Below are 15,326 nucleotides of genomic sequence, written 5' to 3' on the forward strand. Positions count from 1 at the left end.
GGGGCGGGCGGGTCGCACGGTGCGCGCTTGTCCGGTCGGTGCGAGGTTGGTCGCTCGGTGACGGACTGTAGGGCGGCACCGAGCGGTCAACGATGCACGGGCTCATCAACCTCGCACCGTGCGGGGTCGACCAACCTCGCACGAGCCGAGCGAACCCGCACCGTGCGCCGCGTCAGCCGGCGAAGGTCTGCTGTCCGACGACGCCGAGGAGCTCGAGCTTCTGCGCGTCCTCTGATCCTGGAGGCGCGGTGAAGAGCAACAGGGCCTGCGCCTGGTCGTCGGTGTGCAGCACCTGGCAGTCGACGGTGATGCGGCCGAGCTCCGGCTGCACGATGGTCTTGTTGTCCGACCAGCGCGTGGCCACCTCGTGCTTGGCCCAGAGGTCGCGGAACTCGCCACTGCGCGTCTGCAGCTCGGCGATGAGTTCCGTCGCCCGGCGGTCACCCGGACCCGCGAGCCCGACGGCCGCCCGGAGCGACGCGACCACCACCCGACCCAGCCGCTCGTGCTGCTCGGGTGCGTACTTCGTGAGCTCCTCACCCGTCACGAACCACCGCCACGCCTGGTACCGGCGGTTGCCCGGCAAGCCGACCGAGCTGGTGAGGAGCGCCGCCGCGAGCCGGTTCTCGACCAGGGTCTCGCCCAGGTGACTGACGACGATCGCCGGGGTGTCCTCGAGCCGGTCCAGAACCCGCAGGATCGCCGGGTCGACGTGGTCGGCGCGGTGCATCCGGGTCGGGGCGTTCTGCCCGGACAGGTGGAACAGGTGGTCGCGCTCGTCGAGGCTGCACCGCAGGGCCCGGGCGATCGCGGCGATCATCTGCTCGGACGGCTGCGGTCCGCGCTGCTGCTCGAGTCGCGTGTAGTAGTCGACGGACATGCCGGCGAGGGCAGCGACCTCTTCACGGCGGAGCCCCGGGGTCCGGCGTCGTGGCCCCTGCCCGAGACCGACGTCCTCGGGGCGCAGCAGCTCACGGCGACGGCGGAGGAAGTCGGCGAGCGCGGCACGGTCCATGGGTCGATTGTCGTCCGCTTCCGGCCCGGGTGCCAGGGATCGCCGATCCCCCGATGACCGCGCTCTGGTTGCGTCCCTGTCCACGGAGCATCGTGGTGGTCATGGACATCACGAACTCCACCGTCTTCATCCCCGGCGCGACCTCGGGCATCGGTCTCGCGCTCGCCCAGCGCCTGCAGGCCGCCGGCAGCACCGTCGTCATCGGCGGCCGTCGCCAGGCGCTCCTCGACTCCCTCGCTACCGAGCACGGCTTCGGCACCGTGCAGATCGACGTCGCCGACGCGGCGTCCATCGAAGCCGCCGCCACCTCGGTGCTCGAGGCGTACCCGTCGCTCGATGCCCTGATCACCATGTCCGGGATCATGCGCGACGAGGACCTCCGCGACCCCGAGCACATCCACGACGCCCTCGAGCTCGTCCAGACGAACCTGGTCGGCACGATCCGCCTCATCGACGCGTTCCTGCCGCACCTGCTCGCCCAGCCCTCGGCCACCCTGATGACCGTCACCTCCGGTCTCGCGTTCGTCCCGCTCACCGCATCACCGACGTACAGCGCGACGAAGGCCGGTGTGCACGCCTACACGCAGGCCCTCCGTCAGCAGCTCGTGGGGTCGTCGCTCGAGGTGCTCGAGCTCGCCCCGCCGGCCGTCATGACCGACCTGATGGGCGGCGCCGACTTCGGTGGGATGCCGCTCGACGCCTTCGCCGACGAGGTCATGGCGCTCATCGAGTCCGGCGCTGCCCCGGAGATCCTGGTGCAGAACGTGCACCCGCTGCGCTTCGCCGAGCGGAACGGCAACCACCAGCAGATCCTCGAGATGATGGCGTCCCGCGAGCACTGACCCGGGCGACGGCCGGCGTTCGCACGGTGCGAGGTTCCGTGTTCCGTGCGAGGCACTTCGGCTCGCACGGAACACGGAACCTCGCACCATCGCGGTCAGCTGGCCCGCAGGCGACGCGCCAGCTGCGCACCCTTCGCCGGGCGAGGAACGAGCTACTCCGCGGCCGCCAGGACCGTCCGCCCGAGCCGCACGAAGTCGTCCACACCGATCGCCTCACCGCGGGCGGTCGGGTCGATGCCCGCCGCCGTCAGGACCTCGGACGCGTGCGCACTGCCACCGAGCACCCCGGACAGGCTCTGCCGCAGCATCTTGCGCCGCTGCTGGAACGCCGCGTCCACCAGCGTGAACACCCGCGACCGCAGGAGTTCGTCACCCGGGGGCTCGTGCCGGTCGAACGCCACCAGGACACTGTCGACGTTCGGCACCGGCCAGAAGACCTGACGGCTCACCAACCCGGCGGTGCTCCACGACCCGTACCAGGCGGCCTTGACGCTCGGCGAACCGTAGACCTTGCTGCCGGGGCCCGCGGCGAGCCGGTACCCGACCTCGGCCTGCACCATGACGAGCGACCGCTCGATCGACGGGAAGGTCGCGAGCAGGTGCAGCAGCACCGGCACGGAGATGTTGTACGGCAGGTTCGCGACGAGGTGCGTCGGCTCGACGTCGAGGTCCGTGGCGGCGACGGTCATGGCGTCCTGCTGCACGACCGTCAGCCTGGCGTCCGGCTGCATCGACGACACCGTCGACGGGAGCTTGGCGGCCAGGCGCTTGTCGATCTCGACCGCGGTGACGGGGGCGCCGGTCTCGGTGAGCCCGAGCGTCAACGACCCGAGCCCCGGCCCGATCTCGAGCACCCGTGCCGACGGGGTCACACCGGCGACCGACACGATCCGCCGCACGGTGTTGGCGTCGTGCACGAAGTTCTGGCCGAGCTTCTTCGTCGGGGTGACGTCGAGTTCGGCCGCGAGCTCCCGGATCTCCGCCGGGCCGAGCAGTGCGCCCACGACTACTCGTCCACCGTCACGGGCTCGGCGTCCCACGCGCCGTAGACGAGCTCGGTGTTCGAGGCGATCTGGGCCGCGAGCATCGAGGCGTCCGTGCCGAGCGTCTCCGCCATCGACCGCAGGGTGAGCGGGATGAGGTACGGCGCGTTCGGGCGGCCACGGAACGGGGTGGGCGTCAGGAACGGTGCGTCGGTCTCGATCATGATCAGGTGCCGCGGGGCGACGACCAGGGCCTCACGCAGCACGGCGGCGTTCTTGAACGTCACGGTGCCGGCGAACGACATGTACCAGCCGCGCTCGGCGCAGAGCCGGGCGAGGTCCGGCCCGCCGGAGAAGCAGTGGAAGACGGTGCGCTCCGGCGCGCCCACGCGGTCGAGGACCTCGACCACGGCGTCGTGCGCGTCGCGGTCGTGGATCGTCAGCGCGAGGTCGTGCTCCTTCGCGATGCGGATGTGCTCCTCGAACGAACGGACCTGGGCGTCACGGCCGTCCTCGCCGGTGCGGAAGAAGTCGAGGCCGGTCTCACCGATCGCCCGGACCCGCGGCAGCGCGGCGAGCCGTTCGATGCCGGCGAGGTGCTCGTCGAGCAGCCCCTGTTCCTGCAGCACGGGCGCTTCGTTCGGGTGCAGCGCGACGGCCGCGAGGACCCGGGGCTCCCGGGCGGCGATCGACGCGGACCACTCCGAGGTGGCGAGGTCGGTGCCGACCTGCACGACACCGCGCACGCCGACGCTCGAGGCACGGTCGAGGTGCTCGCGGTACTCGAGCGGACCGTCACCCCCGTCGCCGACACCGTCGGCGATCTCCATGTGGGTGTGGTTGTCGTACACCGGCACGACGAGCGCCTGCGGCAGCGGCGGGTACGTCAGGTCGCGCTTCGAGCCACCGGACGCCCCGTCACCGCGGGACCGGACGTGCGACTCGGCGTCGGTCACGCGGAGACCTGCTCGATCCGGGGGAACAGCCCGCTCTCGAGCGGCACCACGTGCGACGCACCCTGCCACTCGAACGCGCGGTCGACCCGCTGCTCGGCGACGGACCCGCCGGCACCGATCGAGGCCCAGAGCTTCTCGGTCGCCTTCGGCATGACCGGGGACAGCAGGACGGTGACGGTGCCGAGGCCGCGGAGCGCGGTGGTCAGGACCGTGCCGAGGCGCTCGCGGTTGGCGTCGTCCTTCGCCAGGGCCCAGGGCGCCTGCTCGGTGATGTAGCCGTTCAGGGCGTCGACGAGCTCCCACACGCTCGCGATCGCCTCGTGCGGGGCGAAGGCGGCGATGGCGGCGTCGGCACGCTCGGTGACCGAGACGGCCAGGGCGTCGATCGCCTGGTCGGACTCGGTCAGCGCACCGCGCTCCGGGACCTCGCCGTCGCAGTACTTCTGCAGCATGGCGACCAGGCGCGACGCCAGGTTGCCGTAGCCGTTCGCGAGCTCGGCCTGGTAGCGCGCCGAGATGTCTTCCCAGCTGAAGTTGCCGTCCTGCCCGAAGGTGATGGCGCGCAGGAAGTAGTAGCGGAAGGCGTCGGACCCGAACGTGTCGGTGATCTCCGACGGCGCGATGCCGGTCAGCTTCGACTTGGACATCTTCTCGCCGCCGACGAGCAGCCAGCCGTGGCCGAAGACGCGCTCCGGCACCGGCAGCCCGGCGGCCATGAGCATCGCCGGCCAGATGACGGCGTGGAAGCGGGCGATGTCCTTGCCGACGATGTGGACGCTCGGCCAGAGGCGCTTGAAGGCCTCGTCGTCGTCGGTGCCGTAGCCGAGCGCCGTGACGTAGTTGAGCAGGGCGTCGAACCACACGTACAGCACGTGGTCGCTGTCCCAGGGGATCTTGATGCCCCAGTCGAAGCTGGAGCGCGAGATCGACAGGTCGCGGAGCCCCTGCTTGACGAACGAGATGATCTCGTTGCGGACGCTCTCGGGCTGGATGAACAGCGGGTTCGACTCGTACAGGTCGAGCAGGCGCTGCTCGAAGTCGGACATCCGGAAGAAGTAGTTGCGCTCGGCCAGCACCTCGACCGGGATCGAGTGGATCGCGCAGACCTGCTGACCCTCGTACGCACCGGTGCCGGCGACCAGGTCGCTCGGCTGCTTGTACTCCTCGCAGCCCACGCAGTAGAAGCCCTCGAACTCGCCGGCGTAGATGAAGCCGTCGTCGTAGAGCTTCTGCAGGAACGCCGTCACGCCGCGCTCGTGCCGCTCGTCGGTGGTGCGGATGAAGTCGTCGTTCGCGACGTCGACCGTGTCGAGCAGTGGCTTCCAGGCGTCGTTGACCAGCCGGTCGGCCCATTCCTTGGGCGAGACGTCGTTCGCCGAGGCGGTGCGCAGGATCTTCTGCCCGTGCTCGTCGGTGCCGGTGAGCAGCCAGGTGTCGTCACCGCGCTGCCGGTGCCAGCGCGCTAGGAAGTCCGCGGCGACCTCGGTGTAGGCGTGCCCGATGTGGGGCACGTCGTTCACGTAGAAGATCGGCGTGGTGATGCTGAACGAGGACCCGGCGGACATGCGGACCATCCTACGGGCGCACCGAACCCTGATGACGCGTGCGGCGGTGGACTGTGGAGAACCGGGTCCTGGAGGCCCGTGACGGGCCCGCCCCGCGCCTCCAGACCGGCGGATGCGAACGTGACGAGCCCCGCTCAGCGCGCCGCGAGCGCCCCTTCGTAGAGGTCCCGCTTCGACAGCCCGGTCGCGTCCGCGACCGCCGCGGCGGCCTCCTTCATGCGCATGCCGGCGGCCACCCGCTCGAGCACCAGGCGCACGCCGTCGTCGAGCGTGGCTTCTTCGGTGGCCTCCGCGGCGCCGGCGACGACGATGCAGATCTCACCCCGGACACCCTCGGACGCCCACGCGACGAGTTCGTCCAGCGGCCCACGGCGGACCTCTTCGTACAGCTTCGTGAGCTCACGGCAGACCGCGGCGCGTCGGTCGCCGCCGAACCCGACGGCCATGTCCGCCAGGGTCTCGGCCAGCCGGTGCGGCGACTCGAAGAACACCATCGTCCGCTGCTCCCCCGCCAGCGCCTGGAACGCCCGACGGCGCTCCCCGGCCTTGCGGGTCGGGAACCCCTCGAACGTGAAGCGGTCGGTGGGCAGCCCGGACACGGCGAGCGCCATGAGCACGGCCGACGGCCCGGGCAGGGCGGTGACGGTGACCCCGGCGGCCGCGGCGGCCTCGACGAGGGGGAAGCCGGGGTCGCTGATCGCGGGCATGCCGGCGTCGGTCAGGACCACGACGTCCTCGTCGCGGGCGAGCTCGACGACCTCGGACGCCTTCGCCCGCTCGTTGTGCTCGTGCAGGGCGATGAGCCGCGGACGGTTCTCGATGCCGAGAGCGCGCATCAGGTGGATGGCGGTCCTGGTGTCCTCCGCCGCGACGACCGTGGCGTTGGAGAGGGTCTCGACGAGACGGCGCGAGGCGTCCCCGAGGTTGCCGATGGGCGTTGCTGCGAGGACGATCACGCACCCATTGTCCCCGCACCGCGACGCCGGCGTGGCCCGGAGCGGCCGCGCCACGGCGACACCCGGGTCGACCGGCGCGCCCCGCGGCGCGTGCACGCCCGTCGCAGCGGGGACATGTGGTCGATCCGTAGGATGCTCAGCGATGACCAGCGAGCTGAAGGACGACCGCACGGCCGTGCCCGACGGGCCGGTCGGCTCGCGCCTGGACGACTGGTGGGGCCGGGTGCTCTCCACGTCGCAGCGCGTCGCCGTGTGGCGGTGGACGGGTCCGCTCGCGGTGACGCTCCTCGCCGCCGTGCTGCGGCTGGTGAACCTCGGCACCCCGCACTCGCTCGTGTTCGACGAGACGTACTACGTCAAGGACGGCTGGTCGATCGTGCACCTCGGGTACGAGGGCACCTGGCCCGCGAACCCGAGCGGGGACGGCGCCCCGACGACCGACGACCGGTTCGTCCGCGGTGAGACGGACGTCTTCACGAGCGCCGCGGAGTTCATCGCGCACCCGCCGCTCGGCAAGTACCTCATCGGCCTCGGGATGCTGCTGTTCGGGGCGGACAACTCGTTCGGCTGGCGCTTCACGGTGGCCGTGCTCGGCATCGCGACGGTGTTCCTCACCGCCGTGATCGCCCGGTCGCTGTTCCGTTCGACGATGATCGGCACGCTCGCCGGCTTCCTGCTCGCGATCGACGGGCAGGCGATCGTGATGTCGCGGGTGACGCTCCTCGACGGCATCCTGACCTTCTTCGTCATCCTCGGCTTCGGGGCGCTGCTGCTCGACCGCCGGCAGAGCCAACGGCGGCTCGACGAGTGGGTCGCCGCCCGCGCCGCCGCGGGCCGGACCACCCTGTGGGGGCCGGTGTTCTGGTGGCGACCGTGGTTGTTCGCGATGGGCCTGGCACTCGGGCTGGCGGCGGCGACGAAGTGGTCGGGGATGTACTTCCTGGCGTTCTTCGCGGTGTACTCCGTGCTGAGCGACATGATGATGCGCCGCCGCGCCGGGGTGGAGTTCTGGTCGTCGAGCGCGCTGCTGCAGCAGGCACCGGTGTCGTTCCTGCTGACCGTGCCGATCGCCGCGGTGACCTACGTGGCGTCGTGGACCGGCTGGTTCGTCTCGAAGGACGGATGGGACCGCAACTGGCTGTCCTCGGGCGGCGACCGCTGGACCGGGCTGCTCGCCTGGGTGCCGGACAGCCTGCAGAACTGGTGGCACTACCAGTCGGAGATCTACGCCTTCAACATCGGGCTGCACACCCCGCACTCGTACCAGGCGAACCCGCTGCTCTGGCTCGTGATGCAGCGCCCCACGTCGATGTTCTACGTCGGCACGGACGCCGGACAGGACGGCTGCTGGGCGAACCGCTGCGGCGAGGCGATCACCGGCATCGCGAACCCGTTCATCTGGTACGCCTCGGTCATCGCCACGGTGGCGCTGCTCGTGCTCTGGATCCTGCGCCGGAAGTGGGAGTACGGCTTCGTCCTGCTCGGCGTCGCGGCGGGGTACCTGCCCTGGCTGATGTACGTCGACCGGACGGTGTTCCAGTTCTACACGATCGCCTTCGAGCCCTACATGGTGATGGCACTGGCCGCCGCGATCGGGTTGGTGCTCGGCAGGCGGAGCGACGAACGGTCACGCCGGTCACGGGCGATCCTGTGGGTCGGCGTGTACCTGGGCGTCGTCGTGCTGGCCTCGGTCTACTGGTACCCGATGTGGACGGCGATGCAGGTGCCGTGGGACTTCGTCCGGTCGCACTACTGGATCCCCAGCTGGCTGTAGCCGGTCCGGCAGGGCCGGCCGGGCTCGCCGCGCTCGCCGCGCTCGTCGCGCTGGGCGCTCTGGTGGCGACCACAGCCGGACTGGAGGCCCGTGGCGGCGCCGCCACGGGCCTCCCCTGCGTCCGTGGTCAGGACTGCGCGTGCAGCGCGCGCTCGATCGACTCGCGGTCCAGCGGGTCGCCGAGCATCGGCGCGGTGTCGTCCGTGCCCGGCAGGACGCCCTGGATCAGGAGTTCCGCGTAGCGGCGCCAGGCGTCCGGGTCGTGCTCGCGGGTGGCGTCGGCGACCGCACCGACCATCGCGGTGAGCATCGGCAGGTCCCGGTAGTCGAAGCCGGGGCGGACGACGCCGGCGGTCTCGGCACGGCCGATGATCGCGGCAACCTGGCGTTCGAGCCGGTCGCGCTCCTGCACGATGGACGGACGGGCCTTGCCGGCACGGACGATGGCGTCGGCGAGGGCTCGGTCGCGTGCACGGAACGCGAAGACGCCCATCAGGTACACCCGGAGCGCCTCGCGCGGGTCGGACACGTCCGCGGCGCGCGCTGCGGCGTCGTTCATGGCCTCGAACTTGGTGGCGAGCAGCGCCTCGATCAGGGAGTCCTTGTCGGCGAACCGTCGGTAGACGGTGCCGACCCCGACGCCGGCCTCGTGCGCGATGTCGTTCAACGTGACGGAGAGCCCGCGCTCGGCGAAGCACTTGCGCGCCGTCTGCAGGATCAGCTCGCGGTTGCGCGCAGCGTCGGCGCGCAGCGGTCGCTCGAGGTCGGACACGGAGTCGGTGGTGCTCACGATCCGACCGTAGTTGCACTTTCTGGGAACAAGTGGATGCCCTCCTTCCGTTTCGGTCTACACTGGCCACAAACGGATGCCTCGCATCCGGTTTCGTCACCACCACATCTCGGGAGTGCCCGACGGCGCGCACCTCCACCCCACCCTCCAACCTTCTCGAAGGAGGCTGCCGTGACGGCAGAACACACCGTGCCGACCCCCACCGGGACAGCACCCACGACTCCGGGCACCACCCCCGCCAAGAGCAACCACCGTTGGATCGCCCTGGCGGTCATCGCCCTCGCACAGCTGATGGTCGTGCTCGACGCGACCATCGTGAACATCGCCCTGCCCTCGGCCCAGGCCGACCTGGACTTCGGCACCGACCAGCGACAGTGGATCGTCACCGCGTACTCGCTGGCCTTCGGTTCGCTGCTGCTGCTCGGCGGTCGCCTCGGCGACCTGTTCGGGCGCAAGAACACCTTCATCATCGGGCTCGTCGGATTCGCCGTCGCCTCGGTGCTCGGTGGCCTCGCCGACTCGTTCGGCCTGCTCGTCGCGGCCCGCGCACTGCAGGGTGTCTTCGGCGCGCTGCTCGCCCCGTCCGCGCTCGGCATGCTGACCACCACGTTCCGCGATCCCAAGGAACGCGGTCGCGCGTTCGGCATCTTCGGGTCCATCGCCGGCTCGGGTGCGGCCATCGGCCTGCTGCTCGGCGGCGTGCTGACCGAGTACGCCTCGTGGCGCTGGTGCCTCTACGTCAACGTCGTCTTCGCCGTGCTCGGCGTGATCGGTGCCCTCGTCTTCATGGAGAAGCCGCCGAAGGTCGAGCGTCCGCGCATCGACGTGCTCGGCGTCATCACCATCACGCTCGGGCTGGTCGGCGTCGTCTACGGCTTCTCGAACGCCGAGACGAACGGTTGGGACTCCCCCGTCACGATCGCCATGCTCGCCGGCGGTGTCGTGCTGATCGCCGCGTTCGTGTTCATCGAGACCCGCGTCGCCCACCCACTGCTGCCCCTGCGCGTCGTCCTCGACCGTGACCGCGGCGGCTCGTTCATCGCGATCGGCCTCGTCGCGATCGGCATGTTCGGCATCTTCTTGTTCCTGACCTACTACCTGGAGCAGACCCTCGGGTTCAGCTCGCTGCAGACCGGTCTCGCGTTCCTGCCGATGCCGCTGTCGATCATGATCTCGGCGACGCAGATCGGTGGCCGGCTGCTGCCGCGCGTCGGGCCGAAGGTGCTCATCTTCGCCGGCGGCCTGGTCGCAGCGACCGGGCTCCTCCTGCTGCTCCGCACCGACCTGGACAGCTCCTACGCGGGCACCGTCCTGCCGGCGCTGATCGTCATCGGTCTCGGCATGGGCACGATCTTCTCGTCCGCGATGAACACCGCCACGACCGGGGTCGCCCGGGCCGATGCCGGTGTCGCCTCGGCGACGGTCAACACCATGCAGCAGATCGGTGGCTCGATCGGTACGGCGCTGCTGTCGACGATCTTCGCGGACGTCGTGTCGAACAGCCTGTCCGGGCTGACCGCCGCCCCGACCAAGCTGCAGCAGGCCCAGGCGACGCTCGACGGGTACCACGTGGCGTTCGGCATCTCGGCCGGCGTGCTCGTGCTCGTCGCCCTGGCCGGCGGACTGCTCATCAACCGGCAATCGGTGCGGGTCGAGCGGCTCGCGCGTGCCGGGTCCGCCACGACCGGGAGCATCCCCGCCGCGGCGCACTGACGCTGGCGGTTCGCTGCGCGTCTTCGGCCCGTTCCGGTTCTGCCGGGGCGGGCCGTCGTGCGTGGGGGGGGCGGCGACACCCGTTCCACGACGATCCACCTGTCGAACGACGCGTGCATCGTCGATCGATGCGCACGCACTCGGTGCCTGCGGTTGCGCCGTGTGTCCACGTCCCTGGCCCACGTCAGGGGTGCGGATTATGGTGTGCGACATGGCCCCCGTCCTGACCTCACCACTCGTGTCGACGCAGTGGCTCGCAGACCACCTCGGTGCTGACGAGCTCGTCGTGCTCGACGCCTCGGTGCACACCGTCGGGGCCGGGTTCGACACGAGCTGGCTCCCCGGGCGGGACGCCCACGAGCAGCGCGGCCACGTGCCCGGCGCCCGCTTCGCCGACCTGATCGACGACTTCTCCGCCGCCGACGCCGACGTCCCGTTCACCCGCCCCGGCGCCGAGCGCTTCGAGGTCGCCGCGGCACAGCTCGGCGTGACGAACACCTCGACCGTGGTGGTCTACGACGACAGCGTCGGCGAGTGGTCGGCACGCCTGTGGTGGATCTTCCGTTCGTTCGGCTTCGACTCGGTCGCGGTGCTCGACGGTGGCTTCACGAAGTGGCGCGACGAGGGCCGCCCGGTCCGCGTGGGCGCGCTCCACACTCGCGCGACGCCGTCCGACCCCGATGCCGGTGCGTTCCTGGCCGGCGAAGAACGTGCGCTCTGGGCCGACCACGATCGGGTCACCCGTGCGGTCTCCGGCGAAGAGCCGGCATCCCTGGTGTTCGCCGCGCCCTGGGCGGCCCTCGGTGACGACCACCCGCCGATCGTGCCGGGCAGCACCCCGATCACGGCGGACACCCTGGTGGACCCCGAGACGAACGCGTACCTGCGCGGTGCCGAACTCGAGCGGGCCTTCGCCGCGGTGATCGGTGCCGACGAGATCGTCACGTACTGCGGGGTGGGCAGCGCCGCGTGCGTCGACGCCCTCGCCCTGACGGTGCTCGGACACGACCGGGTGAAGGTCTACGACGGTTCGCTGGCCGACTGGTGGCGGCACGAGCAGCTCGCCTCCTGACGGAACCGATCGCGGAACGACGGCCGCGCCCGGCCGACGGCCGAGCACCGACAGCCGAGGACCGTCGGCCGTGCCGCGCCGCACTACCGTTGCACCATGAGCACCAGACGCGCGGTCATCCTCGGCGGCACCGGCGGCATCGGCTCGGCCGTCGCTCGTGAGCTCCTCGACGCCTCGGGCAGGGGCGGCGACGACTGGCAGGTGGACGTCCTCGCACGCCGAGGCGGCCCCGCAGCGGACGCGCTGACCGCTTCCGGCGCCACGTTCACGCCCGGTGACCGCCGCGACCGGTCCGTCCTGCGCGACCTGCTCCGCCCCGGAGCCGACCTGCTCGTCGACACCGTCGGCCTGACCCGCGACGACGCCCAGCAGCTCCTGCCGTTCCTCGACGACGTCGGCTCGACGGTCTTCGTCTCGTCCAGGTCGGTGTACGCCGACGAGCAGGGGCGGCACGCGAACTCGCTCGACAAGCCGGTGTTCGGCGGCGCGGTCACCGAGATCCAGCCCACCGTCACCGCCGGGGACGGCGACCCGACGAGCCGTGACGGCTACGGCGCCGCGAAGGTGGCGGCCGAGCAGGTCCTGCTCGACCACGGTGCCCCGGTCACGGTGCTCCGCCCGTCGAAGGTGTACGGCGTCGGCATCGGCCGCCCGCGGGAGTGGTTCGTCGTCCGCCGTGTGCTCGACGGCCGGGAGTGCATCCTGCTCGCCGACCACGGCCGCGGTGTGGACCACACGACGGCGGCGAGCGGCATCGGTTCGCTCGTCCGACTCGTCGCGGACGCGCCGGACCGCCGGATCCTCAACGTCGCGGATGCCTCGGCCCCGACCGCGCTCGAGATCGTCCGCACGATCGGCGGACACCTGGACCACCGGTTCGACGAGGTCCTGCTCGACGAGGACGCACCCGCGTTCGTGGGTGGCACGCCGTGGTCGTCACGACCGCCGTTCGTCCTCGACACCACGGCGGCACGCGCCCTCGGATGGGAACCACCGGAGTTCGCGACCGCCGTCGCCCCCGAACTCGATTGGCTGGTCGAGACCGCCCACGCGACGCCCGCCGACGGCGATGTCCCGTGGGCCGACGACCCGTTCTGGGAGCACATGTTCGACTACGGTCCCGAGGACGCCGCACTCGCACTCCTCTCCCTCAACCTGGGCTGACACGGTGCCCCGGTCCGAGGTCCTGTTCATCGGCGGACGTTCCGGCGTGGGCAAGTCCACCGCCGCCGAGGCACTGCACGACCTGCTCGTCGCGGCGGACGTCCGGCACGCGGTGATCGAGGGCGACCTGCTCGACCTCGCGCACCCGGCACCGCACGTCGAACACCCCGAGGCCCACCTGGCCGAGCGGAACCTCGACGCGATCTGGGCCGGCTACCGGGCGATCGGGCACCACCGGCTCGTCTACACGAACACCGTGTCCGTGCTCGAGCACGAGCGCCTCGCTGCGGCGATGGGCGACGATCCGCTGGTGCGCGTCGTCCTGCTCCGCGCATCCGACGGCGCGGCTGCCGACCGGCTCGCACGACGAGCGGGTGGCCCGGTCCCGCAGGCGCAGCTCGCGCACAGCACGCGGACGGCCGGGAGGCTCGACTCGGCCACCACGGACACGGTCACCCGGGTGGACACCGACGGCCAGAGCCCCGCCCAGGTGGCCGCACGGCTCGCGTCGATCACGGGCTGGCTCGAGCGCTGATCTCCCCGCACGACCTGTGCAGAGTGGGCGTTCCGTCCACAGTTGTCCCCGGGCGGTGGTCCGCCCAGTCGGCTGCGGGCACGCTGGAGCCATGAACGACAACCGCCTCGGCACCTCGGTCAGCCCCTACCTGCGTCTGCACGCCGACAACCCTGTCGACTGGCGCGAGTGGGGTCCCGAGGCGTTCGCCGAAGCGCGCGAGCGCGGGGTCCCGGTGCTGGTGTCGGTCGGGTACGCCACGTGCCACTGGTGCCACGTGATGGCGCGCGAGAGCTTCGACGACCCGGAGATCGGCGAGCTGCTCCGGCGGGACTTCGTGTCGGTGAAGGTCGACCGCGAAGAACGGCCGGACGTCGACGCGAGCCTGATGGCCTCTGCGAGTGCGTTCACGCAGCAGCTCGGCTGGCCGCTGACGACGTTCCTGACGCCCGACGGCCACGTCTTCTTCGCGGGGACGTACTTCCCACCCACTCCCGTCGGGCAGGTCCCGGCGTTCCGGCAGATCCTGGCCGCGGTGCTCGACGCCTGGACCGAGCGTCGGCACGAGGTCGACGCGAACGCGTCGGCCATCGCGACGGCGATCCGGCAAGGCGCCGTGGCGGACGCTGCCACCCCCTCGGGCGAGGGCGGTATCGGAGCCGACCCGGGCCTCCCGTCCGTCGATGCCATCCGGGCCGTCACGGACCAGCTGTCCCAGGCAGAGGACACCACCTACGGTGGTTTCGGCGGCGCGCCGAAGTTCCCGAGCACACCGCTGCTCGAGTTCCTCGCCGACGCGGCGGCCGACGGCGACGCCGAGGCCGACGGGTTGCTCGACCGGTCGTTGCACGCGATCCGCGCGTCCGAGCTGACCGACGCCGACGGCGGCGTCTTCCGGTACGCCACCAAGCGCGACTGGAGCGTGCCGCACTACGAACGGATGCTCTACGACAACGCGGGGCTGCTCGCGGTCGCGGGTGCCGAGCAGGCCCGAGGCATCGCCGACTTCCTCCGGGACACCCTGCGCCGTGCCGACGGGGCCTTCGTCGCCGCGCAGGACAGCGAGTCGACCATCGACGGCCGTCGGGTCGAGGGCGAGTGGTACCGCCGACCGATCGCCGAGCGCGCCCAGCTCGACCCGCCACCACTGGACGACCAGGTGCTCACGGGCTGGAACGGCCTGGCGATCCGGGGGCTCGCGATCGCCGGCGCACGGCACGGCGACCCGGAACTCGTCGCGCTATCGCGGGGAGCGGCCGACGCGGTCCTCGCCGCCCACGTGCAGGACGGCCACGTGACGGTGCGGTCCAGCACACCGCGCGGGGCGTCCTCCGCACCGGCCACCGTCGAGGACGTCGGACTGCTCGCCGAAGGGCTGCTCGAACTGGCCCTGGTGACGGGCGAGGTCTCCTACGCGACTGTCGCACGCTCGCTCGTCGACGACGGCCTGGCCGAGCGCTTCGACGTCGACCCGGTGCTGGCCGCAGCGGGGACGGCCACAGGGGAACAGCCGCAGACGGCGATGCGGTCCGGCACCGTGGCGCTGGCGTCGGCCGCCGCGACGCTCGGGGCACTGACGGGCGACGAGGCACTGCGGGTCGCCGCGGCGCGACTCATCGCCGACCGCGCCCGCACCGGGACCGAGCGACCCCTCGGTCACGCGGATGCCCTCGGTGTCGCCCTCGCCCTGCAACGGCCGTCGCGCGAGATCGTCGTCGTCACGAGCGGCACCGACGACCCGATGCGGGCCGTGGCACACCGTGGTCGGCGCCCCGGTACGGTCGTCGCCACCACGACGCCGGAGCAGGCACGCGACTGGGCCGAGGCGGGGTTCTCGGTGTTCGAGGGACGCGACGTGCTCGACCCTGCCGCGTACGTCTGCCACGACCGGGTGTGCGAACTGCCGTCCCGGTCGGCGGACGCCCTGTCCCGGCAGATCGCCTGACGCGCCTCCCGCCCGGCGCGCCTGTATCCTGGAATGC

The 15,326-nt window shown here is 71.5% G+C and carries 13 protein-coding genes; 7 read left to right on the top strand and 6 right to left on the bottom strand.

From position 1 onward, the window contains the following. Positions 1-172 precede the first annotated feature (172 nt). Complete coding sequence (locus tag DEJ09_RS05590) at positions 173-1,015, bottom strand: helix-turn-helix transcriptional regulator (protein WP_111087863.1); 843 nt, start codon at positions 1,013-1,015, stop codon at positions 173-175. Positions 1,016-1,116: 101 nt separating this feature from the next. On the opposite strand from DEJ09_RS05590, the gene DEJ09_RS05595 reads away from it, so the two are divergent. Further along, entirely contained in the window at positions 1,117-1,857 is a 741-nt protein-coding gene (locus tag DEJ09_RS05595; protein WP_111087864.1) for an SDR family oxidoreductase, read from the top strand. Positions 1,858-2,009: 152 nt separating this feature from the next. On the opposite strand, the gene rsmA is transcribed toward DEJ09_RS05595, so the two are convergent. The 4 genes from rsmA to rsmI all read right to left on the bottom strand — a co-directional run bounded on the left by rsmA (position 2,010) and on the right by rsmI (position 6,317). Continuing rightward, on the bottom strand, positions 2,010-2,861 hold the full coding sequence (gene rsmA / locus DEJ09_RS05600; RefSeq protein ID WP_111087865.1) for a 16S rRNA (adenine(1518)-N(6)/adenine(1519)-N(6))-dimethyltransferase RsmA: 852 nt from the start codon (positions 2,859-2,861) through the stop codon (positions 2,010-2,012). Between the two features lie 2 nt (positions 2,862-2,863). Then, the gene (locus DEJ09_RS05605) at positions 2,864-3,796 is read right to left on the bottom strand and encodes a TatD family hydrolase (RefSeq protein WP_071406527.1); all 933 of its coding nucleotides are present in this window, start codon (positions 3,794-3,796) and stop codon (positions 2,864-2,866) included. Beyond that, positions 3,793-5,361 carry a methionine--tRNA ligase gene (gene metG / locus DEJ09_RS05610; protein WP_111087971.1) on the bottom strand — a complete coding sequence of 523 codons (1,569 nt, stop codon included), beginning with the start codon at positions 5,359-5,361 and terminating at the stop codon, positions 3,793-3,795. Before metG ends, DEJ09_RS05605 begins: the two co-directional genes overlap by 4 nt. 134 nt (positions 5,362-5,495) lie before the next feature. Continuing rightward, entirely contained in the window at positions 5,496-6,317 is an 822-nt protein-coding gene (gene rsmI / locus DEJ09_RS05615) for a 16S rRNA (cytidine(1402)-2'-O)-methyltransferase (RefSeq protein WP_071406528.1), read from the bottom strand. Positions 6,318-6,459: 142 nt separating this feature from the next. Here rsmI and DEJ09_RS05620 point away from each other — a divergent pair, with 142 nt between their 5' ends. Then, positions 6,460-8,091, top strand: coding sequence for a dolichyl-phosphate-mannose--protein mannosyltransferase (locus tag DEJ09_RS05620; RefSeq protein WP_111087866.1), 1,632 nt, complete (start codon positions 6,460-6,462; stop codon positions 8,089-8,091). A gap of 127 nt (positions 8,092-8,218) precedes the next feature. On the opposite strand, the gene DEJ09_RS05625 is transcribed toward DEJ09_RS05620, so the two are convergent. Further along, complete coding sequence (locus DEJ09_RS05625; RefSeq protein ID WP_035808760.1) at positions 8,219-8,881, bottom strand: TetR/AcrR family transcriptional regulator; 663 nt, start codon at positions 8,879-8,881, stop codon at positions 8,219-8,221. A 171-nt stretch (positions 8,882-9,052) separates the two neighbouring features. Here DEJ09_RS05625 and DEJ09_RS05630 point away from each other — a divergent pair, with 171 nt between their 5' ends. The 5 genes from DEJ09_RS05630 (at position 9,053) to DEJ09_RS05650 (ending at position 15,289) form a co-directional block, all read left to right on the top strand. Next, the gene (locus DEJ09_RS05630; RefSeq protein WP_027466052.1) at positions 9,053-10,594 is read left to right on the top strand and encodes an MFS transporter; all 1,542 of its coding nucleotides are present in this window, start codon (positions 9,053-9,055) and stop codon (positions 10,592-10,594) included. A 211-nt stretch (positions 10,595-10,805) separates the two neighbouring features. Then, positions 10,806-11,666: a sulfurtransferase gene (locus DEJ09_RS05635; protein ID WP_171907880.1), complete on the top strand. Its 861-nt coding sequence runs from the start codon at positions 10,806-10,808 to the stop codon at positions 11,664-11,666. A 96-nt stretch (positions 11,667-11,762) separates the two neighbouring features. After that, positions 11,763-12,830: an NAD(P)-dependent oxidoreductase gene (locus tag DEJ09_RS05640; RefSeq protein WP_111087867.1), complete on the top strand. Its 1,068-nt coding sequence runs from the start codon at positions 11,763-11,765 to the stop codon at positions 12,828-12,830. Positions 12,831-12,834: 4 nt separating this feature from the next. Then, positions 12,835-13,365, top strand: a complete 531-nt coding sequence (locus DEJ09_RS05645; protein WP_111087868.1) for an AAA family ATPase — start codon at positions 12,835-12,837, stop codon at positions 13,363-13,365. A 91-nt stretch (positions 13,366-13,456) separates the two neighbouring features. Next, positions 13,457-15,289, top strand: a complete 1,833-nt coding sequence (locus tag DEJ09_RS05650) for a thioredoxin domain-containing protein (RefSeq protein WP_111087869.1) — start codon at positions 13,457-13,459, stop codon at positions 15,287-15,289. Positions 15,290-15,326: the final 37 nt, after the last annotated feature.

Source organism: Curtobacterium sp. MCLR17_055, assembly GCF_003234305.1.
GTDB classification, from domain to species: Bacteria; Actinomycetota; Actinomycetes; order Actinomycetales; family Microbacteriaceae; genus Curtobacterium; species Curtobacterium flaccumfaciens.

What these genes read in the sequence shown, in the direction of transcription:
- DEJ09_RS05590 (WP_111087863.1), bottom strand. Translation starts at nt 1,015, where the DNA reads ATGGACCGTGCCGCGCTCGCCGACTTCCTCCGCCGTCGCCGTGAGCTG.
- DEJ09_RS05595 (WP_111087864.1), top strand. Translation starts at nt 1,117, where the DNA reads ATGGACATCACGAACTCCACCGTCTTCATCCCCGGCGCGACCTCGGGC.
- metG (WP_111087971.1), bottom strand. Translation starts at nt 5,361, where the DNA reads ATGTCCGCCGGGTCCTCGTTCAGCATCACCACGCCGATCTTCTACGTG.
- DEJ09_RS05620 (WP_111087866.1), top strand. Translation starts at nt 6,460, where the DNA reads ATGACCAGCGAGCTGAAGGACGACCGCACGGCCGTGCCCGACGGGCCG.
- DEJ09_RS05635 (WP_171907880.1), top strand. Translation starts at nt 10,806, where the DNA reads ATGGCCCCCGTCCTGACCTCACCACTCGTGTCGACGCAGTGGCTCGCA.
- DEJ09_RS05640 (WP_111087867.1), top strand. Translation starts at nt 11,763, where the DNA reads ATGAGCACCAGACGCGCGGTCATCCTCGGCGGCACCGGCGGCATCGGC.
- DEJ09_RS05650 (WP_111087869.1), top strand. Translation starts at nt 13,457, where the DNA reads ATGAACGACAACCGCCTCGGCACCTCGGTCAGCCCCTACCTGCGTCTG.